Origin of the sequence: Dactylosporangium sp. NPDC049742 (assembly GCF_040674675.1) — a bacterium.
Taxonomy (GTDB): domain Bacteria; phylum Actinomycetota; class Actinomycetes; order Mycobacteriales; family Micromonosporaceae; genus Dactylosporangium; species Dactylosporangium maewongense.
This window is the reverse complement of record NZ_JBFANF010000019.1, coordinates 65,941-90,223: the sequence shown is the minus strand read 5'-3', so window position 1 is coordinate 90,223 and position 24,283 is coordinate 65,941. Positions and strand designations below refer to the sequence as shown.

The following is a 24,283-nucleotide window of genomic DNA, read 5'->3' as shown; positions in this document are numbered from 1 at the left end:
CCTTCGCGAGACCAGGACGGGGGCAGGACATGAACCGAGGTACCCGCGACGAGATGCTCGACCGGCTGGCTGAGGCGGTCGGGTCCGTCACCGTCGCGCACCCGACGCGGGTTGCCGTCGACGGACCGCCCGCAGCGGGCAAGACCACGCTCGCCGACGAGATCGCCGGCATCTTGCGTACACAGGGCCGCGACGTCATCCGAGCGACGATCGACGACTTCCTCTTCCCTCGGGCGCAGCGCTATCCGCGCGGCGAGTACTCGGCCGAAGGCTGCTACTTCGACACCCACGACAACGACGCGCTGAACCGGGTTCTGCTCGACCCGCTCGGCCCGGGCGGAGATCGACGCTTCCAACCCGCGGTCTACGACCACGTCGCGGATACCGTGCTGTCCCCGCCGGTCACGACCGCCCGCGCCGACGCCGTGCTGCTCTTCGACGGCGTCTTCCTCCTGCGCCCGGAACTGATCGACCGGTGGGACCTGCGCATCTTCGTGTCGACGAACCTCGACAAGACCGTGGGACGCGCCGTCATCCGGGACCACCGGTTGTCGTCACGGGCCGACGTCGAACGCCGCTGGCGAGAGCGTTACATCCCCGCCCAACAGTTGTACTTCGCCACGGTCCGCCCGACCCACCACGCCGACTTCATCGTGCACAACGACGACCCCCGGCAGCCGGCCTGGGAGACCCAAGCACACTGACCCGGCACGAACGGTTCACCAGAGGTCGAGTTGTCCGGGGATCTCGTTGGTGAAGCGGTCAGGGAGTTTCCACAGGCGCAGCATGGCGTCCGGACCGTTGGTCAGCCAACGGCCTTGGCCGTCGGTTGCCGCAACCGCGTTCTGCGTCATGTCGATGCCGTAGTCGACGTCAGCCTGCCAATGCAATCTGCGAGCGGAGAGGAGCAGGTGATCCTCGCCGTCGCCGTCGGCGTTGACGGCCACGAGGAGGTGGTCGTCGTTGAGCAGGGCCGCTGCCTCCATGAGGCCGTAGCCGCTCCTGCCGTGGTAGCCCGCGATGTCGGTGGAGGCACAGGCGGCGACGACCGCGCCCGTGGACACGTCACGGATGGCGATCTCCGTCACGTCCATGTGCGGTAGCGCCAGGTACCGATCGCCGATCGAGGTGAAGCCGTTGAGGAACCCGCCAGGAAGATTGCGGCCCCGGATCCGGCCGTCGGCGATCCAGGCCAGATGGCTCAGCGGAGCGTCCTGCCCCATGGCGACGTGCAGACCCAGTCGTTCTCAGTCAGGGTGAGGAAAGAAGTAGGCCGCGCCCACCGAGGAGTCCCAGCCGCACGCGGTCGAACTCCTCCCCCGTCGCCGCGTCGTATGCGACCAACTCGTCACCGGCCGGAAGATAGACCCACAGCACCCCATGGGCGTCGAGATGGCAGTTCGGCTCGCAAGGGAGACCGGCGCGCGGAATCGAATGTTCGCGGCGCCACAGCACCCGGCCCGACCGGTCACAGACCACGAGTTCGTCGAGGGTCACCGCCGCGAAGTGCCGCTGATCAATACTCGCCATGAACCGGTGCGCTTGCACTGGAACGTCGAGTCGCACGACGATGCGCAGGCCGGTGTCCAGCACCGTCACCGACGACTCGGCCGGGTGAGTGACCATCCACCCGGCTGCAGCGACCTGGCTGACCCATCCCATGGGGGCCAGGTCGACCTCGGCGATCAGGACGGGGCGCACCGCCGCAGCATAATGCCGGCTTCGTGCGCCTCGGTGCTGCTGCGGCAGGCGAGCGTCCGAACGCTGATCAACACGCCGAGAGGATAGCCTCGAACGGCTGCTTCGGTGGGGCCGCTCAACCGCGTGGTCAGGCGCCCTACGATCCTCGCCATGACTCGTACGACGCCGCCGCGGCCGCTGAGCGTGGCTCCTGAGCCGACTGTCGTGAGCGGCGCCTACCTGCCGACCCCGTGCGTCGTGCATCCAGAGCAGGTCCGCGAATACCAGTACAGCGGCCTGCTGCCGACGGGACTGGGCGCCCGGATCACCGCGTGGAAGAACAAAGCGGGCACCGGGCTCAGCTACCAGTACGACTTGTCCCTGGCACCCGGCTGGAAGGTGGGTGGGTTCGCGAACTGGTCGCTGACCGACCCGCATCCGATGGACTGCGTCGAGTGCGGCACCGCGATGACGCTGCTGTTCACCGCCGACTCCAGCGAATGGCACGGAACAGGTGGCAGTTGGAGGCCGGCGGAGGAGCCGCTGGGCGTCTCGTCCGGCCCCACTGACGTGTCAATAGGCCGCGGTTACGCCTTGTACGTCTTTCGCTGCCCGGAATCCTACGAACACCCGCCTGCCACCGCCATGCAGTAGGCCAAGCGAGGAGTCGCCGCATGTTGGATGCCCGAGGCACGCTGCGTAGAAAGAGTGGAACATTGGCGAACAGGTGGGCGGGACTTGCGGCTCTGCTTGCGGGGTTCTTCGTCATCTTGCTCGACACGACGATCGTGGCGGTCGCGAGTCCGAGCATTCAGGATGATCTCAAGCCGGGCGTCTCCGGGCTGTTCTGGGTGACGGCCGGGTATCTGCTGGCCTTCTCGGTCCCGTTGCTCGTCGCCGGGAGGCTTGGGGATCGGTACGACCCCAAGCGCGTGTTCCTGGTCGGGATGGCGGGCTTCGCGGTGGCCTCGGCGTTGTGTGGGCTGGCGCCGTCGGTCGGCTGGCTCGTGCAGTTCAGGGTTGTGCAGGGGCTTGCGGCGGCCGCGATGGCTCCTCAGCCGCTCACGCTGATTCGGCGCCTGTTCGTCGCCGATGAGCGCGGGCGTGCGCTCGGTGCGTGGGGCTCTGTCGCGGCGGCCGGCGCACTCCTCGGTCCGGTCCTCGGGGGGCTGCTGACAGCGTTCCTCGAGTGGCGGTGGATCTTCTGGGTCAACGTTCCGCTGTGCGGTGTCGCGCTGCTCATGGGGTGGCGGTGGATTCCCGGCAGCCGGGGTAGGGCCGCGCAGCTTGATCTGCTGGGGGCGGTCACGAGCACGGCAGGACTCGGTGTTCTCGTCTGGGCGCTGCTCGCCTGGCGTGACATCTCGGCAGCCGCGATCGCCGTCGCTGTCGCCGTCGCAGCGGCGCTGCTGGTCGTCTTCGCGTTCCACGAGCGGCGGATGGGCCCTGCGGCCCTGGCGCCGTTGGGACTCTACCGCTCGGCCGGATACCGGGCGGCGAGCGTTGCGATGGCGGCTCTGGGCACGGCCTTCATCGCGATGGCACTACCGGCGATGCTGTATTTGCAGGAGGTACGGGGCCTCGGGCCGATGGAGGCAGCCTTGGTGATGGCCCCGGACGCCGTTGTGGCGGCCGTCTTGTCCCCCTCGGCCGGCCGATGGGTGGACCGGGTGGGACCACGCCGTCCGGCGACCGTGGGGATGGTGTTGCTGGCGGCAAGTCTGCTGCTGATCGGACTTGTGGTCGTCCTGGAAGTCCACCCGTGGTGGATGGCGCTCGGCGCTGTGGTGCTCGGTGTCGCGAATGCCGTGGCCTGGTCGCCTCTGTCGGTTGCCGCGATGGCAGCTGTGGATGCGGCGGCGGCCGGTGCGGCCTCGGGAATGTTCAGCGCCGTCCGGCAGGTGGCGGCGGTGACGGGCGTCGCGGTGACGGGCGCGGTCCTGGCCGGTCTGGCATCGTCCCCGACGCTGGCCTTCAGCGTGGTGTTCGCGGTCCTAGCGGTCGTAGCGATCGTTGGCGTCATCGCCGCCACCCGGCTGCCCTTGACACTGACCGATGACGTGCGGTGATCAGCCGATCCGTGCCGCGTTGCGGCCGAACGAGGCTGAGGCGCTAATCAAATCGCGGGAGGCGGCAAGCGGTAGCGATCGACAACCAGTGCCCAACCCCGTCGTTGTTCGGAGATCGATGCGGTTGGCCCGCTCGTCAGCGCGCCGATCAGCAGCACGCCCCTTCCAGCCGGCGCCCGACCGCGCGACGGGCAGCGCAACACCTTCACAGCATCACCACCTGACTGCGCGCCGGTCGTTCGTCTCAGCTGAAAGCTGGTCCGAGGGTGCGGCGTTGCTTGTCGGCGGGGCGGCGGCACCCCATGATCATGCGGTGAGTTCGATTGAGGTCGTGGAGATTGCGCCGGGCGAGCACCGTCTGTGCCTTGTCGCAGGTACCACCGAGGTGGACGACGTGATTGTCGAGGCTGGACACGAGCCGAGCGGCGTCTTCTGGGAGGGGATCGTCGAGCTGCTCATCATGGGCGAGGCGCCGCACCTCGACGGTCGCTTTGAGTTCGACTCGGAGGCGGGTGCGTTCCTTGCCTCTGGCCCGGATCGGGTCGCGCTCGACGAACTGGCCGCCCGGCTGCAGGAAGTGTCGGTCAGCGGCGATCGGATCCGGCACCTGGTGGATGTTGCCGAGTCCCGTGGATTCAGGTTCGACGACTGACCCGGACCAGCGTCAGCGCTTCCAGGGGAGGAAGCCGCGCTTGCTCGGAGGCGGGAGCTGGGGCAGCGACGCGACGAGGAAGACCGTTCCGCCGATGACGTTGCCGGGGACCGGGTCGGGCGTGTCGGCGGTCGCGGGCAGGCACACGTCGGTCTCGAAGACGCCACAGTATACGCGGGCGGTGATGAACTGCTGCCCGGTCGCCGCGACGGTCTTGCGGGCCGCGTGCAGGACCGTGCCGTTCAGGCGGGCGTAGGCCTCGGCGTTCTCGGGTGCGCCGAAGACGCCGTACGAGATGAACGAGCTCGCCGCCATGCGGGGTGGCCACGGCCAGCCGTTCTCGACGTAGTGGGCGGGTGGCTCGTCCGGCTCGTCGGAGGAGCGCGGGCTCAGCAGGCTGTCGTCGGACGCGGCGAACGCGTCGGCGTCGGCGTGGACGGCCACGTCGACGCCCAGGGCGACGACCGTCGCCAGGCCGCCCGACGATTTCGGCGGCAGGAGCCGTCGCTGCTCGAACTCGGCGGCGAGCATCCCGATCTTGTCGCCGTCCTTGTCGACGACGTCGGCGATCGTGACCTCGTCGTTGGCGTTGTGGGCGTCGGCGAGCAGCGGGCCGGGGGTGCCGGCGTACGACGGCAGGAACTCCACGAGATGCCGGCCCCTCGTGGCGACGACGATGCGTGCCCCGCTCGGGTCCTGCCACCGGTGGACGGTCAGGTCGCCGTCGCGCCCAAGCACGTCGGCGGTGCGCAGCGCCTCGGCGACGAAGCGCTGGAAGTCGTCGCGGTCGTCGAAGCCGAGACCGACACATTCGAGGTTCGATGCCACCCGCGAACGGTAATGGTCATGGCCGCGGGCACGCACCCGGGTTTCAGCTGAACGCCGGGCCGTCGTCCTCGTCCGCCGGCGGCGGGGGCGGCGCGGCGACGCGGAGGGAGGCGGCGACGGCGTCGAACACCGCGACGAGCTCCTCCAGGTGCTGGACCGCGGGCGTGCGGAACACCAGCGTCCACGCGTCACCGGCCGGTGGGGTGACGGTGTACTCGGCGACGACCTCCGCCAGGGGGCCGAGCGGGCTCGCGGCGCGAACCAGGCGCAGCGCCCGCTCCGTGGCACCGGCGGCCGACCGGAGCCGGTCCCGTGGACCTTGCAGCTCCGTTTCGGCGGGGTCGCTGCGGTACCACCGCTGCGGCGCGACCAGAACGGAAGCGCTGACCAGCTGGCCGGCGGCGGGGTCGGCGGCCGCGCCGAAGCCGGCGAGGACCGCGCCCGCGGCCGCGGACACCCGCGCGACCTGCCGCCACTGTTCGGCGACCTCGGCCCGCAGCTGCGGCGCCGCGTCGTCGGGCAGCTGGGCCAGCAGGAGGGCGGTCACCTGCGCGTCGAGGTCGTCGGCGGCGGTGCGCAGCACGGTCCAGCCCGGCGGCAGGTCGACGCTGACCGGCGGCGCCGCCCACGTGCTCCAGCCGGTCACGGCTGCCCGCTCAGGATCTGCTGGCGGAACTCGCGCACGGTGTTGCCGGCGTCGACCGTGACGACCGCGCCGGACACCAGCTGCGTGACGTTCGACGGCCGCCACTGCTCCAGCAGCGTCATCGGCCGGTAGTGCTGGGCGAGGTCGATCAGCGGCCGGGTCACCGAAGCGTCGATGATGCCGCCCTGCGCGGACCGGATCGGGTGCACGGCGTCGAACACCGCAGACCGGAAGGCGAGGCCCGCCGACGAGTTCGCCCGGGCCGCGCCCGCCAACGCCCCGAGCAGCTCCGCGTCATCCGCGGCGTGCCGCATGACAGAAGCCTCCTTCGCCGCCGCCGTGAAGACGGAAGCCTCCTTGGCCGCCGCGAAGGCGCCCTTCGCCGCGCCGCCCGCGCCGCCGAGCGCCAGGCCGCCCGCGTCGACGAGCAGCTCCTTGCCGGACTTGTGGCCGCCGGCGAACAGCAGCGCGTCGGACACCACCAGCAGTGCCGACGTGGCCAGCGCCGCGGTCGCGAACACCTCCCCCGCGAACGGGATCCAGCAGGTCAGCAGCGCCGCCATGCCCAGCAGCGCGCTCGCCTTCTCCAGCACGTGGTTGGCGGCGAGGAGGTCCTTGGTGAGCTCGTCGGACACGTGCTGCCAGAATCCGTGCGCGAACTGCCCGACGGCGTCGGTCGCGGCCTCCACGTCGTGCGCGCAGGCGCGGGCCTCGGCGCGGGCGCGTGCCTCGAGGCGGTCCCTGGCGTGCTGCAGCGCGGCCAGCGCCGGCGACGGGTGCCCGTCGGCGGGTGGCAGCGCGTGCGCCTTCGCGACGATCGCGGCCGCCTCCGCCTGGGCGTGCTGGAGGCCGGTCAGCCAGCGCTGCAACGCGTCGGCGGCGCCGTCGTAGGCGGAGTGCGCGGTGTTGAGCCGGGTCAGCAGCTGCGTGCGCCGCGCGGTGAAGGCGGACGCGGCGGCGCCGGTCCACACCGTACCGTCGGCGCCGACCGCTCTGATGAGGGCCGTGGCGTCGCCGATCCGGTCGACGGCGTCGCGCAGCTGCAGGACCAGCCGCCGCACCGCGGCCGGGTCGCCGGGGGCCGGGTCGCCGCCGCGCAGCAGGCCGCTCGTCCGCGCGGTCACTGGAACGTACTCATGAGCGCCCGGTCGACCTCGTCGTAGGCGTGCGCGGCCTGCCGCAGCCCGTCGACGAGGGCGTGGCTCTCCTCGACGATGTCGGCGATCAGGTCGACGCCGCGGCGGCCGAGCCGGTCCAGGGCGCCGTCGACGACGTCGGGCACCGCGTGCCGCGGCAGCGCGGTCAGCTGGCGGGTGAGGGCGGTCAGGGCGGTGGTGGCGGCGTCGAGCTGGTCGGCGCAGCCACGCATCGCGGTGGTGTCGTAGGAGGCTCGCACGGCCGGCTCAGCCGCCGAAGGCCTTGGCGATCGAGCTCTCGGTGCTCTCGTACGCGGTGCCCGCCTGACCGAGCGCCTGCCCCATCGCGTCGAGGGTCTCCTGCAGCGGCACGACCGCCTTCTCCCACTGGGTGCGGGTGTTCTGGAAGGCCTGCGCGCCGGGGCCGGTCCAGACCGCGGCGAGCTGGCTGGCGGCGGCCCGCAGGTTCGCGACGGCCTGCTCCAGGTCGGCGGCGCGCTGCCTGGTGAGCGCGGCGTGGTTGGCGATCTCGGCGGTGTCGAACGTTCCGGCTGGCATCGGGGTCACTGCCTTTCGTCGAAGAGTGGATACCGTAGCCCCGGCCCGCGGGCCCGATCATCGGACCCGCGGCCGGACTTCCCCCGTCCGAAGAGCGGTATCAGAAGAACAGGAACCGGATCCGGCCGCCGCGGAAGATGTACCGCGCGTACAGGCCGGTGAGGACGGCGACGACGAGGGCGCCCAGGCCGGGGCCGCTGTTGCCGCCGGAGAAGCTGCTGAACGCGAAGATGACCGCGCCGAGCGTCACCGCGCTCCAGAAGCCGCCGAAGATGACCCGGCCGATGATGTCGCCGGCGCCGGGCCGGGTGCGGGGTGCGTCGCTCATCACCGGTCACCGTCCTCGGTGCTGCCCTTGCCGAACTTCGCGACCAGCAGGTACAGCACCGCCGCGAACGGGATGACGAAGATGACGACCGGGAACGTCCAGGTGCCGCTGTCCTGGCCGGCGACGTAGAAGCCGTAGCCGGCGAACGCGATCCCGCCCAGCGCCGACCAGGCCCGGTCCTTGGCCTTCATCGACGGCACCAGCGCCAGCCCGATCAGGACGATCCCGGACAGGACCGAGAACACTTCGTATGCGCTCCAATGCATGGCGTGCTCCTACTCCGAGGTGTCGCCGCGTGGGTCGGGCGCCGGGCTCCCCCTCCTGACGGACCAGCCCGGCGCCCCATGCGGCGTTGCCCGATCAGGTCACCACGCGGTCACACGCCGGCACGAGACTGCTGTGCAGCAGTCTCGTGCGCCCGCCGCGGACCGGGCACGCTGTGTCCCGTGATCCAGCCTCGTTCAGCGGGCGTCGCCGGCGGGCTCCAGGTAGCCGGCGCGGACCAGCACGTACAGATACTCCGGGTCGGTGAGCGAGCCGGTGCGGGCCAGGCCGAGCGCGACCGCCTTCTTGCGCACCTCCTCGAGCCGCCGCTGCACCGTCTCGGTCTTCAGCCCGAGCCGGGTGCCGACCTGCTTGAGCTGCAGCGGGGTCGCCGGCACCAGCGGTGGCCAGGCGAGCAGCTCGGCGAACAGCTCCCGCACCGCCTCCTCCTGCGGCCAGGTCAGCGGCCTCGGCTGGTCCGCGGTCTCGGTCAGCGACGTGCCGGGCACCGGCACGGGCCGCGGCACCCGCAGCGTGTCGTCGGTCAGCAGGACCCAGTGCTGCAGCTCCGGCCGGCCGGCGACGCGCAACGCGACCCGCGGCCACACGTGCACGCTGCTCGCGGGGGCGAGCCCGGGCGGCTGGCCCCACGGGTGGACGACGACACCGTTGCGGTTGGTGACGTCGACCCGCCAGCCGGACCCCGTCCGGGTGACCTCCACCGCCCGCCGCGACACCTTCGGGTCGGCGGGCTCGACGCCGAGCGCCAGGTCACCCTCCCGGCCGACGAGCACCGCCTCGCCGGGGGTGACGGGCCGGGGCGGGCCGCTGTGCAGCACGCCGTCGCGGTCGCGGCACAGCACCTGGATCGCAGCGGTCATGCCGAGCACTCTGACAAACCGGCCAGGTGCGCGACTGGGCCGGTCGGTCATCGATTGCGATCCGGATGTGCCTTTGCTGTAGGACAAGCGCATGAAACGGTGTCTGACGCTGACCACAGAAGCCCCTGGGGAGTTGCACAATGACCGATGACGACCGGTTCTGGGTCGGACCGCAGTCGGCGCCGGAGACGTACCAGCTGATCAGCTGCCTCGGTGGCGGCGCCGAGGGCGAGGTCTGGACCGCGATCCTGCCGCTGTCGGCCGAGGGCCGCCGGAACGTCGCGGTGAAGATCCTGCCCGCGGGCGTCCCCGGGCAGGACTCGGAGGAGGACTGGGTCCGGCACGGTCACCTGCTGCGCAGCATCAGCCACCCCGGGCTGGTGCGGGTCCTGGAGGTGTTCACCGGTCCGCCGCGGCACCGCGCCGGCACCGCACCGGCGGGCGCCATGCGGTACGTCGTCATGGACCACATCGAGGGCGTCACCATGCGCGAGTGGCTCGACGAGCACCCGGACGCGAGCGTGTCGGCCCGGCTGCGGACGCTGACCACCGTCGCCTCCGCCCTCGACGAGATGCACTCCGGCGCGCAGACGGCGGTGCCGGTCGCGCACGGCGACGTCAAGCCCAGCAACATCGTGATCCGCCCGGACGGGTCCACGGTACTGGTCGACCTCGGCCTGACCCGTCTCACCGACGGCGGCGGCAGGGTCGGGCGGAGCCGCCCGTACGCGGCGCCGGAGCTCTTCGGCCCGGACGGGCGCACGTCGCCGGCGGCGGACCGGTTCGCGTTCGCCGCGACCGTCGTGCACACCATCCTCGGCGAGCCCCCGCCGGTCGGCCCGCACGGCGGCCCCGACCTGGCCGCGGTCGACCAGCGGCTGCGCACCAACCCGATCAGCGCCCGCCGGCCCGCGCTGGTCAACCAGCTCATGCAGGCCCTGGCCGCGCCGCCCACGCACCGCCCGCCGAACCTGCGGGTCTGGCTCGGCTCGCTCACCGACACCCTGTCGCAGGTCACCGAGTCCGGCGGCGGGCTGGGCATGCTGCCGCCGACGTTCGCGGCCGCGGACCAGACCGCGACCGGCACGTTCATGCCGCCGCCGATGGCCGGGGTGTCGCCGCTGCGCGCGCCCGTGCCCGCCCCGCCCGCCGGCGGTGGCCGCCGGCGCACGGTCGTCATCGCCGTCGCGGCGGCCGCGGTCGTGCTCGCCCTCGCCGGCGGTGCCGTCGCCTACGGGATGAGCGGCGGCGACGACCCGTCCGACAACTCGGCGAAGGGCACCGCGACCACCACGACGGCCGGCGCGAACCCGGCACCGACGACGGCGGCCGCCCCGCCGAGCCCGACCGACACCAAGGCGGCGCTCACCGACGAGGCGTCGTCGCCCGCGTCCGCCTCGGCGGACCCGTCGGTGTCGCCCAGCTTCAACGAGGGCGCCGCCTTCGGCCTGCGGCTGTCCGGCAACGCCGCATACGAGGCCGGCTTCATCGCCGGCCACACCGACATGTACTACACCGCCACCGACATCGACATCAACGGCAAGAAGTCGGTGAGCGGCTGGTCCAGCGGCTTCAGCTGCTGCAACAACGGCACGACCAGGGTGGTCGAGGCGACGATCGACATCAACCTGTCCCGCAAGTACACGACCCTGACCGGCATCGTCGGCATCGAGGACCACAGCAAGCCGAACGTCCCGATCCGGGTCCAGGTCTTCGCCGACAACACGTCCGTGTTCGACAAGCAGGTCACCCTCGGCCACCCGGAGGACCTGAAGGTCACCGTCACCGGCTGCCTGCGGCTGCGGGTCGTGTTCACCGGCCAGATGTACCAGGCCCAGGCCGTCGTCGGCGACCCGAAGGTCTTCGAGTCCTGACGTTGTACTGGCACAGGGGCGGCACTCAACGGTGAGCGCCGCCCCTCGCGCGTGGGCACTCACCCGGCCGGCGGCAGCTGCTCCGGTGACCCGTTGCCCAGTTCGACGGCCATGCCACTCGGCACGGCCTCGTCGTTCAGGCCGGCGGCGGCGTCGATGATCGTCCGCATGACCGCCACCGGCAGCCGCGGGTTGGCGGCGGCCGGCCTGGTGGTGACCGGGTCGCCGAACAGGTCGAGCACCCGCCCCGGTGACAGGCGGGCATCGTCGGCGCACCAGCCGCGCACGATCGGTTCGGGGTCGTGGCTCAACCGTTCGATGACGTCGGCGGGCACCGCACGGTCGAAGACGGTGAACGCCCGGCGGCGTGGGTCGGGGTCGTCCGCGAGGTGCGCCAGGCTGTCCCGCCGGATCGCGGGATGCCTCAGCAACCGGCCCCAGGTCCTCGTCCGCACATTCAGGAATGTGGCGATCACGATCTCGGCCGGCACCGCCGCGTGGGTCTCGCACAGCAGGAGCCGGACGGCAAAGTCCGCGTCCCCGGTGAGCACGGCGACGAGGTCCGGCGCCAGGTGCTCGTTCAGCGCGACACTGCGCCGCAGACCGATGTGCGCCGACGTCGCGCACCGCCGCTGCACCTCCGGGTCGCGGGTGTAGCGCGCCCACAGCGCCGGCTGGATCCGGTCCTCTGGCCCGATCCGGTAGCCGATCACCGCGCGCTGCTCCTCGGTCAGTTCGGGACGCATGGACACGGCCAGGCGGACCCCATGGTCCGGGTCGGCGGCGAGCCGCTCGACGAGATCGACCGGCAGGTCCGGGTGCGCCGCGGCCTGTTCGCGGGTGTACGGGCGGTCGGCGGCGACCATCGTCTCGGCCGCGGCGCGGGTCAGCGGCTCCCGCTCCAGGACGACTTCGGGCAGGGCCGGCCAGACCCGGAACGCCGTGGCGAGCGCCCGCCGCACGTAGACGTCCGGATCGTCGACCAGCCGGTCACACTGCTCGGCCCGGACGTGGTGCGCCCGTGCGAGCAGGCGACGCACCTCGACCCGCGGGTGCTTCACCATGACGTCGACCTGCTCGTCGGTCCAGACCGACCGCTCCTCCAGGGCCAGTTCGACCTCGGTCAGCTGCTCGTCAAGTAGGCGGCGCAGCAGTGCTCCCGGCAGCGCGGGGTTGTTGGCCAGCCCCCAGAGGCGGAGCCGGACGGGCTTGTTGTAGTGGGCGAGGTAGGCGTCGTTGACGTACAGCGGAAACCTCCGAACCGATCGCCGGTGTCGCGGACGGCAACCATAGGCCCGGCTTGCCCCGGATCGACAGCGTTCGTTCACCCGAGTGACCCACCCCGCCGCCCGCCGTTACGATGGAGGCGATTCACCCTGCTCGCCCGGCGCCGCCAGCGGGCGGTTGACTCGGTGATCTTCGGCGGTCAGAGTCTCCCCCGTGCGGTTCGAGACGCTGCGGTGGAAGCTGCCGGTCACATCGCCGACCGGGTACGGGGCGGACCTGGTCCGGGTGCCCGGCACGGCGAGCGTCCTGTCCACGCTGCCGAACGGCAAGCTGTACCAATGTGACGCCTTCGCCGGCGACGTCCGGATCGGCAAGGCCGTCTCCGGTGACCTGCGCGCGGTCGTCTTCGACGACGACAGCGGCCACCACGACGGCGCGTGGGCGCTGGCCACGTTCGGGCTCTGCCGGATCAGTCTGGCCTCGCTGTCGCGGACGTCCGCGAACCTCCGCAAGGGCCTGGGCACGTATCAGGGCCGCATGGTGGCGCTGTCCGGCGATGTACTCGGGATCTCCGGATTCTTCGGCAGGTCGATGAAGCTGGTGTCCCGGGTGGACGGCGCGGTGCTCAAGACGGTCAGGATGGGCGCACCGGCGCTCGTGCACCGGCTGCCCGACGGCCGGCAGCGCTGCTGGTCCCTCCACCACGCGGTGGTGACCGACCTCGACGTGTCGACCGGGCGCTGCGCCGACCGGTACAGCGTGGCGCATGGCATGGGAGCGGCCCTGGTCGGCGACGAGGTCGTGGCGTTGTGCGGGGTCCGGGAGGACGATCCCCGCGCGACGAACGTCTGGGACGTGAGGCCGGCGCAGCTCGTGGCGTTCGACGCGTACACGCTGCAGCCGTTGCGGCAGGCGGCCATCAGCGCGGACGCGGTCGAGGTGCTGGGCGCGGACAGCGCGGGCAGGATCGTGGTGGCCCGCCGCCACGGCGTGACGGTCCATCGGCCGGACACCCTCGCGGTCGAGGGTGCCTACGAGCACCACGCACCGCTCGGCGACGCGCTCCTGCTCGGCGAGCACGACAGCGTGGTGCTGCGCGGCCCGGTCACCGCCGGCGACGGCCTCACCGTCGTCAGGTGGTCCTGAGGCCGTCGCCTGCCGGGGTCAGAACTGCTTCAGGTTGGCCAGGACGGCGACCAGGTGGGCGTAGCCCGGCGCGTGGTACGGCGGGATCGCGGGCACCTGGCCGGCCATCTGGTTGATGAGGACCTCCCGGCGGTCGGCGGGCTCCAGGTCGAAGAAGAGGGGCGGGAGCACCAGCGTCCCCGGGCTGAGCGCCGCCGGGGTGTCCGCCGCGACCACCTGCAGCGGCTTGTCCATGAGGGCCCGGATCTCCTTCAGCCGCCAGTGGATGCCGGTCAGGACGATGTCGTCGGGTCGTGCGAGGGTGTCCTGCAGCGCGCCCGGGAACGCCTTGGCGACCGCGCCGCGGACGTCCTCGTCGATGGCGGTGGCGCCCCGGTTGAGCAGACGCTGCCAGACCTTTCGGTAGAGATGGTCGACGTGGTGTGCGGCCAGGCCCAGCCAGGTCTCGACGTCGGCGATCGCCCGCCTCGCGACGTCGATCTGCGGCAGCGACAGTCCGGTGTAGCCGTCCTGCGGTGCGAACTTCCGCGCGGTGAAGTCGGGGTCCATCGCCAGCATGACGAAGAGCGCGATGCTGTCGGCGTTGCGCAGCGCGTCCCGCCCGTCCAGCAGGAAGAACCGCCGCCGTACCGTGTACGACACGTCCTTCGTGTGCAGGGCGGCGTGGGACGACTCGTGCAGGAACGTGTAGGTCTGCTGCGCGGCTTTCGCCTCGACGTACTGCGGCCCGAAGGTGATGCGGGCACTCGCGTCATGGCCGCCCGTCGCCGCCTTCCTGCTGGCGCCGTACGCCATGTAACGGAAGTGGGGCGTGCGCGGCTCGGGCGGACCGGGGGTCCACTCGACGAGCGAGTAGATGAACGTCGCGAGCTTCCGCATCCGCTCGGCCAGGTCCCGCAGGTCGACGTCGTCGCCGAAGAACTGCCGCGCCCGCGCCGCGATCATGTCGTCGTGGCCGGCCTTCTGCAACGCGAGGGCTGTCTTCGCCGCGTACGTGTAAGCCGTCGCCCTGGCGTTGAGGATCGACGCGGGCGCCTTGCGGTGCGCCGGTGCCAGCTTCGCCGCCGGCTGCTGCCGGTCGGGCCGCACCGCCACCGTCACCCGGCGCAGCCGGCGGGAGTCCACGTCGGGTGCGTTGTTCGCGGGCTCGATCTTCTTGTGCACCTCGCCCCGCCAGCCGGCGACCTCCTCCAACGCCAACTCGATGTTGCTCAGCCGGCCCTCGATCAGCGCGGCCCGCTCGTCGGGCTTGTCGTGGTACTCGTCGTCGGACGCGAACCCGATGAGGTCGATGACCGCGGCCGCGGGCAGCTGCCCGATCGCCGCCAGCTTGGCACGCTCGACCGCACCGGGATTCGTGCTCTCCCGGTCGAAGTACACGATGTCGGCGTGCTTGGCGCTGTACCCGCCAGGGATGTAGAAGTCGGACAGCATGGCGCTCCCCCTCACAACGGTGGATGGGTTTCCATCACCGTATGAAGCCGTCAGCACACCGACTGTCCGAATGTGTGCGACCTGTTGATCGGAAGTCAATCACGCTCCATGTATCAACGGCCCGTCGCCGAACGTCTTCAAGATGCGGGCCCTCATACCCGTGACGCCGGCGGCGGAGCCTGGAGCAAGAGTTGCTCAAGCGTGCCGGCACGACCGTGACAGACGACGCCGGTCGATGCCGACAATGAGGGCACGACATCGGTCACGGGGGTGGGCGAATGGGAACGATCGTTGCGGCCGGCGAGGCGTGGGGCGTCTCCGGACCGGTGTTTCTCTGGCTGTTCCACGCGGCGGGGGTGCTCGCCGTCGGCGGGCCGCTGCTGTGGCGGTGGCTGCGGACGCGGCGGCTGGAGCGGCCGGACACCACCGGGCTCACCGCCGAGCAGCTCGCGATGGTGAACGCGCAACGGCCGGGTGCCGTCGACGCCGGGCTCGCCGCGCTGCGGGCCAGGGGTGCGGTCGAGGCGGCCGGTGGTGTGGTGTCGCGGAGCGCGGCGTTCGGGGGTGACGACGCGTTGCCGGCCGGCGCGACGCCGCTGGAGCGGGCGCTGTTCGCGACGGTCCGGGTCCCGACGCCGGCCCGTGACCTGCAACTCGTCGCGGTGGTCGCGGCGGCGCTCGACGCGGTCGACGCCGACCTGCGCCGGCGGGGGTTGCGCGCCGACCGCGCACGGGAGCGCCGGCTCGCGGTCCGCGGCTGGGTGCCGCTGGGCGCGCTGCTCGTCGTCGGCGCGGTCCGGCTGGTCGCCGGGCTGGTCAACCACCGGCCGGTCGACTCCCTGGTCCTCTCGCTCATCGCGTACGGCGCGGTCCTGCTCATGGTCGTCCACCTCGACGAGCCGCGGGCGCGGGACGCCTCGTCGATCTGGGCGGACGCCCGGCACGAGCACCGGCATCTGGCACCGCAGCTCAACCCGTCCTGGACCACCTACGGTCCGGCGGGAGCGGCCATGGCCGTGGCCCTGTGGGGCGACAGCGCGCTGCGCGCCGGCGACCCGGTCTTCGCCGCCGGCCTGCGCCCGCGCCCCGCCCCTCCGCCGCGCCGGGCGCCCGCATCGCACGCCCGGCGCGGCACCTCGTCCTCCAACGGCAGCACCGAGATGCCCAGCTCCACCACCAGCTGCGGCTCGTCGTCGTGCGGCAGCGGCTCATCATGCGGTGGAGGCGGCGGCAGCAGCAGCGGTTGCGGCGGCTGACCTGCGACGACCGCCGCCGGGCCGGCGACCCGGCGGCGGTCGCCACCGACCCGTGAGCCGGTCAGCCGCGTACAGCGGCCTCCCCTATCACCAGGAACGTGAAGCCCGTGGTCGTCGGGCGGCGCAGCGAGACGTCGCTCTTGACCCGGTGCAGTACTTCGGACCTGGTGAGGCCGAGATGCTCGGCGATGAGCCGGTCCGGGCGTACCGGGACCGGGTCGGCGAAGGTGACCTCCACCTGGACCGGCCACGTCACGTCCGGGCGGGCCGGCGGCGTCTCCAGCCGCCAGGCGCCCCGCCAGTCCAGGGCGAACCGGCTGCGCCGGGCGAGCAGCGGATCCAGCAGCGTGGCGGCCACCAGGTCCGGATCGTTGGCGTGGTACCCGTCGAGGCGGGCCGGGTCGACGGATCTGACCGGCGTCCGCTCGTGCACGGTGAGCTTGCTCGTGCGGTCGCAGGACACGCACCGCACGAGGAGCCACACGTCCAGCAGCTTGCCGTTGGCGTTGACGCGGAACCTGCCCTCGCCGGTGGTGGCGGACTCCGACCGGCAGTCCAGGCACCGCAGCGACAGCAGCGGCAGCCTGGTCCGGCGGACGGTCCAGGACAGCACGGTATGAGGTTGTGACGACATGATGATCTCTCTGAAGACCTGACCCGAGGCCGGAAGCGCGGCCTCGAACGCTGCGTGCGCGGGCGCACGTGGGCAGCCCGGCGGGACCGACGGGAAGGTCGGCCTGAAGGCGAGCGGAAGAGCGTCAGGTCTACAGAGCGGGCGGGGTCACGCGGTTGTCCTCTGTCCTCGCGGCGACGGGCCACAGGCAACCTACGAGCACGCACCAGGTGCGCTCAAACGGTTTTTCGGACAGGACGGAAAGGCCGGCTCCGCCACGGGTGCGGAGCCGGCCTCGGTTCTGTTGGGTCAGGCGGCGGTGCAGCTCACCGACGACGGGGCGGTGCCGCCGGCGGTGAAGCCGTACGTGGTGGTCGCGTTCGCGCCGAGGGAGCCGTTGTAGGTCTCGTTGCGGACGGTGATCGGCGAGGTCGAGGTGACCTTGCCGTTCCACAGGTTGCTGATCGTGGCGCTGCCGCCGGACCAGGTGGTGCTCCAGCTGGAGATGCCGGACGTGCCGGTGTTGCGCACCGTCACCTCGCCCTGGAAGCCACCCTGCCAGCTGTTGGTCGTCCGGTACGTGGCGGAGCAGCCGGCGGTACCGCCGCCGCCACCACCGCCGCCTCCCCCACCGCCACCGCCGTTGATGGAGGCGGAGAACGCGGTGACGGCGAGGCCCTGACCACCGATCCACGGCTCGAAGCCGGCCTGCATGCTCGTCAGGTACCACGAGGTGGTCGCCTTGCCCCGGCTGATGACGTCGTTGATGAACGCCTTCGCGTCGAAGCTCCAGCTGCTGATCGGCGACGGCGCGACGTAGGACACCACGTCGTTGCCGCCGTTGTTGCCCTGCCAGACCTCCCAGGTCCGGCTGGCGATGGACGCGCTGCCGACGCGGCTGCCGACCGGCTGGATCGAGCCCTGGCGGTTGAACCAGATCATGATCTCGGTCGCGTTGACGCCGTTCGTCTTCGGGGTGGGGTCCATCCAGATGTCGTACGCCGCGTCGTACGTGCCGCCGACGTAGCTGTACGAGATGCTGGTCTGCGCGGAGCTGATCGCGCTGATCTGCATCGGCAGGTTGGTGCCCGGCGAGCAGTTGCTGTAGTGGCAGCCGACGTAGATGGCGGGGTAGGACGCCGGTGCCCCGTTGGTGGGCTTGTTCGCGTTGATCTGCGAGATCGAGAAGCCCGTGCTCGTCACGTTGATGCACTGGGTGGCGCTGTTGCCCCAGTTGTTGTTCATGACCACGTACCGGCCGCCGATCGTCGTGGACCCGTAGGTCTCACAGATCTGCGTGTCGGCCAGGGCCGGCTGGGCGGAACCCACCAGCGCCACCATGCCTGCTGCGGCGAGCAGACCGGTCGCGGCGGCGGCGCGCAGCGTGTTTCTCATGCTGCCTCCTTGCCTGCGTCGATGGAGCGACGGGAACGCTCCTGCATGCGGACGCTAGGCAGCCTTCCGCCGACTCGCGAAACAACTGCCCGACATTTATCGTCGTCGCTGCTCAGCGGGGTCGGTGGGTGGTGAAAGGTACATCGCCACAAGCACGGATCCCGGGCCTGGTGCCGTCGCGTCCGCAGCTGTCACACCCCTCCGCGCGGGCGAGCACGCGACGCCCCGGTCGTCGGACCGGGGCGTCGCGGCTTCCGCGGGCGGTGGTCAGCTGAGCGTGACGGCGGTGTCGTCGATGACGAAGGACGTCTGCAGTGACGAGTCCTCCGTGCCGTTGAACTTGATGGTGACGGTCTGGCCGGCGAACGCGTTCAGGCTGTACGTGCGCAGGGCGTACCCGGAGGCCTTGTTCAGGTTGGACAGCGTGCCGAGGGTGGTCGAGCCGGCCGTGATGGTCAGTTTGTCGTACGCCGTCGTGGTGGTCGTCTCGGCGGAGTCGATGTGCGCGTAGAAGGTCAGGGTCGCCGAGCAGCCGGCGGGGATGGTGACCGCCTGGGAGATGGACTCGGTGTGGGTGGAGCCGTAGCCGAGCAGCCAGGCGGAGTACGTGCCGGTGCGGGCGGGCTGGCCCTGCGAGGCCCACTGGCCGATGGCGCCGCTGGTGCCGGTCCACGAGGTGGCGCCGGACTCGAAGCCGGGGTTGAGCAGCTTCTGGCCGCTGCAGGTGCCGCCGGTCGGCGGGGGCGTGGTGGGCGGCGGGGTGGTGGAGCCGCCGACCGAGGTCTGCCAGATGGTCGCGGCGACGCCGTCGGCGGCGCGGTTCAGGACCGTGGCGTTGATGTTGCTGGTGGTGTCGCAGGACTGGTGGTAGCAGGAGTCGTAGGCGCTGTTGGCGGTGCCGCCCCACTTCGCCGCCTGCGCGGAGGTCTTGCGGGCGCTGGCGCCGGCGGCGTAGCCGGAGGTCGGGATGCCGACGCGCTCGAAGGAGTAGTCGTCGGAGCGGCCGGCGCCCTCGGTGTTCTCCTCCGGCTGCAGGCCGAGGGAGTCCCAGTACGCCTTCATCGGCGCCGCGGCGGCGGAGGTGATGTGGTTGATGAAGTAGCCGCCGTTGGGCGAGCCGATCATGTCGAAGTTGTAGTACGCCTTGATCTGCGTGCGCTGGGTGGTGGTGAGGGCGTTGGCGTAGAAGGCGGAGCCCTGCAGGCCCTGCTCCTCGCCGGCCCACCAGGCGAAGCGGACGTGCCGGCTCATGGTCGGGTTCTGCTGGGCGAGGACCAGCGCGTTCTCCAGCAGCGTCGCCGAGCCGGAGCCGTTGTCGTTGATGCCCGGGCCGGCCGCGACGCTGTCGAGGTGGGCGCCGAACATGGTGATCTGGTCGCTGGGCCCGCCCGGCCAGTCGGCGATGAGGTTGTTCGCCCGGTACGTGCAGCTGGTGCACGTCTGCTCGGCCACCGTGTACCCGGCGGCCTGCAGCTTGCCCTTGATGTAGGCGACGGACGCGGTGTAGCCGGCGGTGCCGCTGCGGCGCGTGCCGCCGTTGCTGGACGCGATGGAGCCCAGCTGGGTCAGGTGCGCCTGCACGTTCGCCACGGCGATGTCCGGCGCCGCGGCGAGCGCGGGCGTGACACCGGCCGACGGCGCGGCGAAGGCCGGGATCGCCAGGCCCGCGCCGACGAGCAGGAGTGCGGCGGACGCGGTCAGGGTCAGCGCCGCTGAACGGGGTCTCATCAAAGAGCTCCTCGATCGGAGTAGGGGTTGCGCGAGATTCGCATACTTCGATCCGACGTCACAAGTGATCGAGGGCATACCAGCCTGGACATACCAGCGGTGGGTGCCCGCCGCAGCCGGGCACCCACCTGTCAGGATCCGGGGTCAGCAGGCCCCGGCGTCGGTCCAGACCGCCCACGAGCCGGGCGCGCCCGGCTCGGCACCGGTCGAGTACCAGGTGCTGTTCCACAGGCGGCCGTTGTAGGACACGCGGTCACCCGGGACGTACGGGGTCGTGGCGCTCCACGTCGGCACGCCCGAGCAGCCGCCGCCACCGCCGGTGACGGTCAGCGTGTACGTGGCGGTCCGGTCCACCGACGCGCCGTCACCGAGCACGGTGAGCGTGTAGGTGCCCGCCGGCGTCGCCGCGGTGGTGCTGATCGTCAGCGTCGACGCACCGCCGGACTGCACCGTCGCCGGGTCGAACGCCGCGGTGGCGCCGGCCGGCAGCCCGCTGACCGACAGCGCGACGGCCTGCGGGTTGCCCGACGTGGTCTGCGTGCCGACCGTCACCGTCGTGGACCCGCCGGGCGGCACCGAACCCGAGGCCGGGTTCAGCGACAGCGAGAACGTGTCCTGCCCGCCGCCGTCGACGGTGAGCGTGAACGTCGCCGTCCGGTCGGCCGCGGTCCCGTCACCGAGGGCCGTCACCGTGTAGGTGCCCGCGGGGGTCGACGCGGTGGTGCTGATGCGCAGCGTCGACGTGGAGCCCGCCGGTACCGACGCCGGAGTGAACACCGCGGTGGCACCGGCCGGCAGCCCGGACGCCGACAGCGCCACGGTCTGCGCCGAGCCGGACGTCACCTGCGTGGCCACCGTCGTGGTCACCGACCCGCCGGGCGTCACCGAACCGGAGGTGGGGTTCAGCGACAGGCTGAAGTCGTCGGACGACTGGCCGCCGACCGCCTGGTTCCACACCGCGTAGGCCACCGCGTCGGCGCTGCGGTCCAGCGGTACATCGGCGACGTTGCTGATCGTGTCGCACGAGCTGTGGTAGCAGGAGTCGTAGGCCGCGCCGGCCGTGCCGCCCCACTTCTGCGCCTGGGCCGTGGTCTTGGTGGCCGAGGCACCCGCGGCGATGCCGCTGGAGGCGATGCCGGCGTTGCGGAACGAGGCGTCGTCGGAGCGGTTGGCGCCCTCGACGTTCTCCTCGGTCTGCACGCCGATCGAGTCGTAGTAGGCCTTCAGCGGCTGCGCCGCCGTGGTGGTGATGTTGTTGATGAAGTAGCCGGCGTTACGGGAGCCGACCATGTCGAAGTTCCAGTACGCGCGGATCTTCGTGCGTTCGGTCGCCGGGAGCTGGTTGACGTAGAAGGCGGAGCCGCGCAGGCCCTGCTCCTCGTCGGACCACCAGCCGAAGCGGACGCGCTTGGTCATCGTCGGGTTCTGCTGCGCCAGGGCCAGGGCGACCTCGAGCAGCACCGCCGAGCCGGAGCCGTTGTCGTTGATGCCGGGACCCGCCGCGACGCCGTCGAGGTGCGCGCCGAGCATGAGCACCTGGTTGGCGTCACCGCCGCGCCATTCGGCGATGAGGTTCACCGAGCCGGTCGTGCACGACGTGCAGGTCTGCCGGGTCACGGTGTAGCCCGCCGCCTGCAGCCGCTGCTCGACGTACTGCAGCGAGGCGGTGTAGCCGGCGCGGCCGGAGTACCGGTTGCCGCCGTTGTTCGTGGCGATCGTCTGGAACTGGGTGAGGTGCGCCCGCACGTTGCCGACGCTGATGTCCGGGGCGGTGCCCGGGTTGCCGCCACCGGTGACGGTGAGGCCGAGCGTCGCCGTCCGGTCGGCGCTGACTCCGTCGCCGAGGATCGTCACGGTGTACGACCCCGCCGGCGTGCTCGCCGCCGTGCTGATCCGCAGGCTCGACGTGCCGCCCGACTGGACGGTCGCCGGGGTGAACGTGGCGGACGCGCCGGCCGGCAGGCCGCTCGCGGACAGTGCCACGCTCTGCGCGTTGCCGGAGGTGACCGCCGTGCTCACGGTGACCGTGGCGGCCTGGCCGGCGGTGACGCTGGTCGAGGTCGGGCTGACCGTGACCGAGAAGTCGTTGCCGCCGCCGATCGGGCACGCCGGCTCACCGGACTGGGCGTTGACGCTGATCGCGCTCCACGCCGCCTTGACCGTCGCGCACTCGGCGTTGCTGTTCGGGTACAGCTCGACCGCGGCGCGGACGGTCGCCAGCCGGGCGGCGGCGTGGTTCCAGGCCGAGGTCTTGCGGTTGAGCCCGCCGAGGAAGATCCGGCCGGCCTTCTGGATGCCGATGCCCGTCACGGTCGTGTTGTTGCAGGTCGGGCTGGTGGGCTTGCCGCCGCCCGGGTTGCTGCCCTCCGCCAGGAGGTAGAACCAGTGATTCTGCGGGCCGGCGGCGGCGTGCACCTCGGTGCTCGGGATGGAGCTGCTGTAGCAGTTCGGGTTCCCGCTGATCCGCGACGGGTTGTACATGTACCGGATCGGGCCGGAGCCGGTGAGGTTGACCTCCTCGCCGACGTCGTAGTCCGCGGGGTCGTTCGGGTTGTTGGCGTAGGCCTCGGTCAGCGCGCCGAAGATGTCACCGGTCGACTCGTTGAGGCCGCCGTTCTCGTTGCCGCTGCCGGCGCCGCCGGGCGTGGTCTGGAAGATGGCGTGGCCGTACTCGTGCGCGACGACGTCGATCGGGGTCGCCTGGCCGGTGCCGGCCGAGTTGCGGCCGAAGTTGGTGTACGAGCCGTTCCAGTACGCGTTGACCTCCGCGAGCCCGACCCGGGCGGGGTAGCCACGGCCGGCGCCGTTGATCCCGTTGCGCCCCAGCCAGCTGCTGAGCATGTCCCACTCCTGCTCGACGGCGTACATCACGTCGACGCAGGCGGTCTCCAGGTTGGTGCCCGTCCCGTTGCCCCAGGTGTTGGTGGTCTTGGTGTAGGGCGTGCCGCCCTGACCGCCGCAGGAGATGCCGGGCCGGTTCGGGTCGGTCATCGAGTACGACGAGCCGGAGCCCGACGTGTCGATGGTGACCTGGCCGTTGTAGTAGCCGTTGCCGGTCGCGGCGACGACCTCGTCCCAGGTCTCCTCGGGCAGCGCGGTGCCGGTCATGGCGTCGACGTAGACGTGCAGCTTGCCGGGCTTGCCGGCGGCGGTGCCCTCGAGGACGACCTCGTAGGCGAGCCGGCCCTTGCCGCGGGCGAGGACGACCAGCCTGGGCGGGTAGGCGGTCAGGACCTTCGACAGCTGCGTCTTCGCGGCTTCCGTCGCCTTGGCGGCATCGATCTTGGCGGTGGTCGTGACGTCGAGCGCGGTCTCCTGCGCGCCGTTGACGCTCAGCACCGTGCCGTTCGCGTCGGTGACGACGACGAAGTCGCCGCCCCGGACCGGCAGGCCACGGTGGGTGCGCTCGTACGACACGTACCGCAGCCCCTCCTGCCGCACGACCGACCTGCGGTCGAAGCGGTCCTCCGGCGACCGGTGCACCTTGGCGGGCTCGGCGCCGAGGAACTGCTCGGCGGCCACCTCAGGCGCGACGGCGGCCTTCTGGGGCGGGCCGGGGTCCGGCGGGCGGGTCGCGGCGGCCGTCACCATGGTGGCGGCCAGCACGACGGCGACGGCGGCGGCGACCGTCACGCCCCCGCGCAGCGCGAGTGTGCGTCTCACATTGGCTCCTCTTGACGACCGGTCCGGCGGCGGGAGCGGCGGTGGCCGCCCGACCCGGACCGGGATGACAGATGGGGGTTCTGCCTGCACCAAGTCCGCCCGAGGTGCGGCGCAACAAGGTGGTTAACTCTTGTTACTAGTTCAGTAACACCCAGCATTCAAGGGGATGACCAGGTGCCCCGTCAAGAGACGCCGACAAATGGGCCGCATGCCGCGTACCGCCGGGGGACGCCACCGGGCCTGCGATCAGTACCGTCCGCGCACAGGCGATGACCATCGGAGACGAGGAGCACCGGGGGCGATCGCGTCAGGTGCGTGCCGGCCCGGCCGATGGGATGTGAGCCCGGCCGACGTGCTGTGGCTCAGCTGGTGTGCCGGGCGACGAACGTCCATCCGCCGTAGCCCTGCGCGGCCGGCTTCCACTGCTGGTTCCGGCCGCCGAGGTAGTCCCACTGGATCGTCTTGGCGCCCTGCGCGGCGCTGACCCCGGCGATGTCGACCACCCGCCCGCTGAGCTGCGAGACGATCCGGTAGTAGCCGGCGTCGGTGGGCACGAACGTGAAGCGCTGCGCGGCCGAGCCGGACGCGCAGGTCTGCTGCACGATCGGGACGCCGTTGCCGGTGCCGGCCGCGTCGACGGCGAGGCACTTGCCGGTGCTGTTGTTGACGACCTGGACGGCAGCCGCAGCCCCAGCAGCCCGCTCAGGACGTGGTCCGGGTAGGCGGAGTGGTTGTAGTGCTCGCTGTGGTCGGCGCCGTCGTAGATCCACCGGTAGGTGAGCGGGTCGGCAGGCTCGCATTGCGGGCGCCGCCGTCGGGATGCTGGCCGTACTCCTGCAGCGCGTTGTCCTTCATCCGTTCGTAGAAGAACGACCGGGACGCGTCCCACAGCGTGCCCTGCACGT

Annotated in this window: 24 protein-coding genes; 7 read left to right on the top strand and 17 right to left on the bottom strand. The window is 71.6% G+C overall.

Annotated elements, in window-relative coordinates; translation table 11 throughout:
* Nucleotides 1-29: 29 nt before the first annotated feature.
* Nucleotides 30-704, top strand: coding sequence for a uridylate kinase (locus tag AB0J72_RS23765; protein ID WP_363402087.1), 675 nt, complete (start codon nucleotides 30-32; stop codon nucleotides 702-704).
* A gap of 15 nt (nucleotides 705-719) precedes the next feature.
* Here AB0J72_RS23765 and AB0J72_RS23760 read toward each other — a convergent pair whose 3' ends face one another.
* Both AB0J72_RS23760 and AB0J72_RS23755 read right to left on the bottom strand, forming a co-directional pair.
* On the bottom strand, nucleotides 720-1,094 hold the full coding sequence (locus tag AB0J72_RS23760) for a hypothetical protein (protein ID WP_363402086.1): 375 nt from the start codon (nucleotides 1,092-1,094) through the stop codon (nucleotides 720-722).
* Between the two features lie 157 nt (nucleotides 1,095-1,251).
* Nucleotides 1,252-1,701 (bottom strand): hypothetical protein, encoded by a 450-nt coding sequence (locus AB0J72_RS23755; RefSeq protein WP_363402084.1) that lies wholly within the window; start codon nucleotides 1,699-1,701, stop codon nucleotides 1,252-1,254.
* A gap of 150 nt (nucleotides 1,702-1,851) precedes the next feature.
* On the opposite strand from AB0J72_RS23755, the gene AB0J72_RS23750 reads away from it, so the two are divergent.
* The 3 genes from AB0J72_RS23750 to AB0J72_RS23740 all read left to right on the top strand — a co-directional run bounded on the left by AB0J72_RS23750 (nucleotide 1,852) and on the right by AB0J72_RS23740 (nucleotide 4,401).
* Nucleotides 1,852-2,334: a hypothetical protein gene (locus AB0J72_RS23750; protein ID WP_363402082.1), complete on the top strand. Its 483-nt coding sequence runs from the start codon at nucleotides 1,852-1,854 to the stop codon at nucleotides 2,332-2,334.
* A 20-nt stretch (nucleotides 2,335-2,354) separates the two neighbouring features.
* Nucleotides 2,355-3,749, top strand: a complete 1,395-nt coding sequence (locus AB0J72_RS23745; protein WP_363402080.1) for an MFS transporter — start codon at nucleotides 2,355-2,357, stop codon at nucleotides 3,747-3,749.
* A gap of 313 nt (nucleotides 3,750-4,062) precedes the next feature.
* Entirely contained in the window at nucleotides 4,063-4,401 is a 339-nt protein-coding gene (locus AB0J72_RS23740; RefSeq protein WP_363402078.1) for an Imm51 family immunity protein, read from the top strand.
* A 12-nt stretch (nucleotides 4,402-4,413) separates the two neighbouring features.
* On the opposite strand, the gene AB0J72_RS23735 is transcribed toward AB0J72_RS23740, so the two are convergent.
* The 8 genes from AB0J72_RS23735 to AB0J72_RS23700 all read right to left on the bottom strand — a co-directional run bounded on the left by AB0J72_RS23735 (nucleotide 4,414) and on the right by AB0J72_RS23700 (nucleotide 9,042).
* Nucleotides 4,414-5,229, bottom strand: coding sequence for a hypothetical protein (locus AB0J72_RS23735; protein WP_363402076.1), 816 nt, complete (start codon nucleotides 5,227-5,229; stop codon nucleotides 4,414-4,416).
* Between the two features lie 43 nt (nucleotides 5,230-5,272).
* On the bottom strand, nucleotides 5,273-5,875 hold the full coding sequence (locus tag AB0J72_RS23730) for a hypothetical protein (RefSeq protein ID WP_363402074.1): 603 nt from the start codon (nucleotides 5,873-5,875) through the stop codon (nucleotides 5,273-5,275).
* On the bottom strand, nucleotides 5,872-6,999 hold the full coding sequence (locus tag AB0J72_RS23725; RefSeq protein ID WP_363402072.1) for a hypothetical protein: 1,128 nt from the start codon (nucleotides 6,997-6,999) through the stop codon (nucleotides 5,872-5,874). Before AB0J72_RS23725 ends, AB0J72_RS23730 begins: the two co-directional genes overlap by 4 nt.
* On the bottom strand, nucleotides 6,996-7,271 hold the full coding sequence (locus AB0J72_RS23720; protein ID WP_363402070.1) for a hypothetical protein: 276 nt from the start codon (nucleotides 7,269-7,271) through the stop codon (nucleotides 6,996-6,998). Before AB0J72_RS23720 ends, AB0J72_RS23725 begins: the two co-directional genes overlap by 4 nt.
* A 7-nt stretch (nucleotides 7,272-7,278) precedes the next feature.
* On the bottom strand, nucleotides 7,279-7,569 hold the full coding sequence (locus tag AB0J72_RS23715; RefSeq protein WP_344506488.1) for a WXG100 family type VII secretion target: 291 nt from the start codon (nucleotides 7,567-7,569) through the stop codon (nucleotides 7,279-7,281).
* 100 nt (nucleotides 7,570-7,669) lie between these two features.
* Nucleotides 7,670-7,897 (bottom strand): hypothetical protein, encoded by a 228-nt coding sequence (locus AB0J72_RS23710; protein WP_363402068.1) that lies wholly within the window; start codon nucleotides 7,895-7,897, stop codon nucleotides 7,670-7,672.
* Complete coding sequence (locus AB0J72_RS23705) at nucleotides 7,897-8,163, bottom strand: hypothetical protein (protein ID WP_344506491.1); 267 nt, start codon at nucleotides 8,161-8,163, stop codon at nucleotides 7,897-7,899. The genes AB0J72_RS23710 and AB0J72_RS23705 overlap by 1 nt, the downstream gene beginning before the upstream one ends.
* A gap of 195 nt (nucleotides 8,164-8,358) precedes the next feature.
* Nucleotides 8,359-9,042, bottom strand: coding sequence for a hypothetical protein (locus AB0J72_RS23700; protein ID WP_363402065.1), 684 nt, complete (start codon nucleotides 9,040-9,042; stop codon nucleotides 8,359-8,361).
* A 140-nt stretch (nucleotides 9,043-9,182) separates the two neighbouring features.
* Between AB0J72_RS23700 and AB0J72_RS23695 the strand changes: the two genes are divergently transcribed.
* Entirely contained in the window at nucleotides 9,183-10,916 is a 1,734-nt protein-coding gene (locus tag AB0J72_RS23695) for a protein kinase (RefSeq protein WP_363402063.1), read from the top strand.
* Nucleotides 10,917-10,975: 59 nt separating this feature from the next.
* Here AB0J72_RS23695 and AB0J72_RS23690 read toward each other — a convergent pair whose 3' ends face one another.
* The gene (locus tag AB0J72_RS23690; RefSeq protein WP_363402061.1) at nucleotides 10,976-12,244 is read right to left on the bottom strand and encodes a hypothetical protein; all 1,269 of its coding nucleotides are present in this window, start codon (nucleotides 12,242-12,244) and stop codon (nucleotides 10,976-10,978) included.
* Nucleotides 12,245-12,356: 112 nt separating this feature from the next.
* On the opposite strand from AB0J72_RS23690, the gene AB0J72_RS23685 reads away from it, so the two are divergent.
* A complete protein-coding gene (locus AB0J72_RS23685) occupies nucleotides 12,357-13,289 on the top strand; it encodes a hypothetical protein (protein WP_363402059.1) in 933 nt (310 codons plus the stop codon).
* 18 nt (nucleotides 13,290-13,307) lie between these two features.
* Here AB0J72_RS23685 and AB0J72_RS23680 read toward each other — a convergent pair whose 3' ends face one another.
* Nucleotides 13,308-14,723, bottom strand: a complete 1,416-nt coding sequence (locus tag AB0J72_RS23680; protein WP_363402057.1) for a hypothetical protein — start codon at nucleotides 14,721-14,723, stop codon at nucleotides 13,308-13,310.
* 278 nt (nucleotides 14,724-15,001) lie between these two features.
* On the opposite strand from AB0J72_RS23680, the gene AB0J72_RS23675 reads away from it, so the two are divergent.
* On the top strand, nucleotides 15,002-15,979 hold the full coding sequence (locus AB0J72_RS23675; protein WP_363402055.1) for a TIGR04222 domain-containing membrane protein: 978 nt from the start codon (nucleotides 15,002-15,004) through the stop codon (nucleotides 15,977-15,979).
* 61 nt (nucleotides 15,980-16,040) lie between these two features.
* Here AB0J72_RS23675 and AB0J72_RS23670 read toward each other — a convergent pair whose 3' ends face one another.
* From AB0J72_RS23670 to AB0J72_RS23650, 5 genes are all read right to left on the bottom strand, one after another.
* Nucleotides 16,041-16,592, bottom strand: a complete 552-nt coding sequence (locus tag AB0J72_RS23670) for a DUF1062 domain-containing protein (protein ID WP_363402053.1) — start codon at nucleotides 16,590-16,592, stop codon at nucleotides 16,041-16,043.
* A gap of 309 nt (nucleotides 16,593-16,901) precedes the next feature.
* Nucleotides 16,902-17,987 carry a cellulose binding domain-containing protein gene (locus tag AB0J72_RS23665; RefSeq protein ID WP_363402051.1) on the bottom strand — a complete coding sequence of 362 codons (1,086 nt, stop codon included), beginning with the start codon at nucleotides 17,985-17,987 and terminating at the stop codon, nucleotides 16,902-16,904.
* A gap of 267 nt (nucleotides 17,988-18,254) precedes the next feature.
* The gene (locus AB0J72_RS23660) at nucleotides 18,255-19,715 is read right to left on the bottom strand and encodes a M28 family peptidase (RefSeq protein ID WP_363402049.1); all 1,461 of its coding nucleotides are present in this window, start codon (nucleotides 19,713-19,715) and stop codon (nucleotides 18,255-18,257) included.
* Nucleotides 19,716-19,859: 144 nt separating this feature from the next.
* Entirely contained in the window at nucleotides 19,860-23,378 is a 3,519-nt protein-coding gene (locus AB0J72_RS23655) for a M28 family peptidase (protein WP_363402047.1), read from the bottom strand.
* Nucleotides 23,379-23,740: 362 nt separating this feature from the next.
* The gene (locus AB0J72_RS23650; protein ID WP_363402045.1) at nucleotides 23,741-24,178 is read right to left on the bottom strand and encodes an RICIN domain-containing protein; all 438 of its coding nucleotides are present in this window, start codon (nucleotides 24,176-24,178) and stop codon (nucleotides 23,741-23,743) included.
* Between the last annotated feature and the right edge of the window lie 105 nt (nucleotides 24,179-24,283).

Excerpts from the sequence above, each read along its gene's own strand:
- AB0J72_RS23650 (WP_363402045.1), bottom strand. The coding sequence starts at position 24,178 with ATGCGAGCCTGCCGACCCGCTCACCTACCGGTGGATCTACGACGGCGC.
- AB0J72_RS23700 (WP_363402065.1), bottom strand. The coding sequence starts at position 9,042 with ATGACCGCTGCGATCCAGGTGCTGTGCCGCGACCGCGACGGCGTGCTG.
- AB0J72_RS23705 (WP_344506491.1), bottom strand. The coding sequence starts at position 8,163 with ATGCATTGGAGCGCATACGAAGTGTTCTCGGTCCTGTCCGGGATCGTC.
- AB0J72_RS23710 (WP_363402068.1), bottom strand. The coding sequence starts at position 7,897 with ATGAGCGACGCACCCCGCACCCGGCCCGGCGCCGGCGACATCATCGGC.
- AB0J72_RS23715 (WP_344506488.1), bottom strand. The coding sequence starts at position 7,569 with ATGCCAGCCGGAACGTTCGACACCGCCGAGATCGCCAACCACGCCGCG.
- AB0J72_RS23760 (WP_363402086.1), bottom strand. The coding sequence starts at position 1,094 with ATGGACGTGACGGAGATCGCCATCCGTGACGTGTCCACGGGCGCGGTC.
- AB0J72_RS23750 (WP_363402082.1), top strand. The coding sequence starts at position 1,852 with ATGACTCGTACGACGCCGCCGCGGCCGCTGAGCGTGGCTCCTGAGCCG.
- AB0J72_RS23745 (WP_363402080.1), top strand. The coding sequence starts at position 2,355 with ATGTTGGATGCCCGAGGCACGCTGCGTAGAAAGAGTGGAACATTGGCG.
- AB0J72_RS23660 (WP_363402049.1), bottom strand. The coding sequence starts at position 19,715 with ATGAGACCCCGTTCAGCGGCGCTGACCCTGACCGCGTCCGCCGCACTC.
- AB0J72_RS23675 (WP_363402055.1), top strand. The coding sequence starts at position 15,002 with ATGGGAACGATCGTTGCGGCCGGCGAGGCGTGGGGCGTCTCCGGACCG.
- AB0J72_RS23695 (WP_363402063.1), top strand. The coding sequence starts at position 9,183 with ATGACCGATGACGACCGGTTCTGGGTCGGACCGCAGTCGGCGCCGGAG.
- AB0J72_RS23680 (WP_363402057.1), bottom strand. The coding sequence starts at position 14,723 with ATGCTGTCCGACTTCTACATCCCTGGCGGGTACAGCGCCAAGCACGCC.
- AB0J72_RS23665 (WP_363402051.1), bottom strand. The coding sequence starts at position 17,987 with ATGAGAAACACGCTGCGCGCCGCCGCCGCGACCGGTCTGCTCGCCGCA.
- AB0J72_RS23765 (WP_363402087.1), top strand. The coding sequence starts at position 30 with ATGAACCGAGGTACCCGCGACGAGATGCTCGACCGGCTGGCTGAGGCG.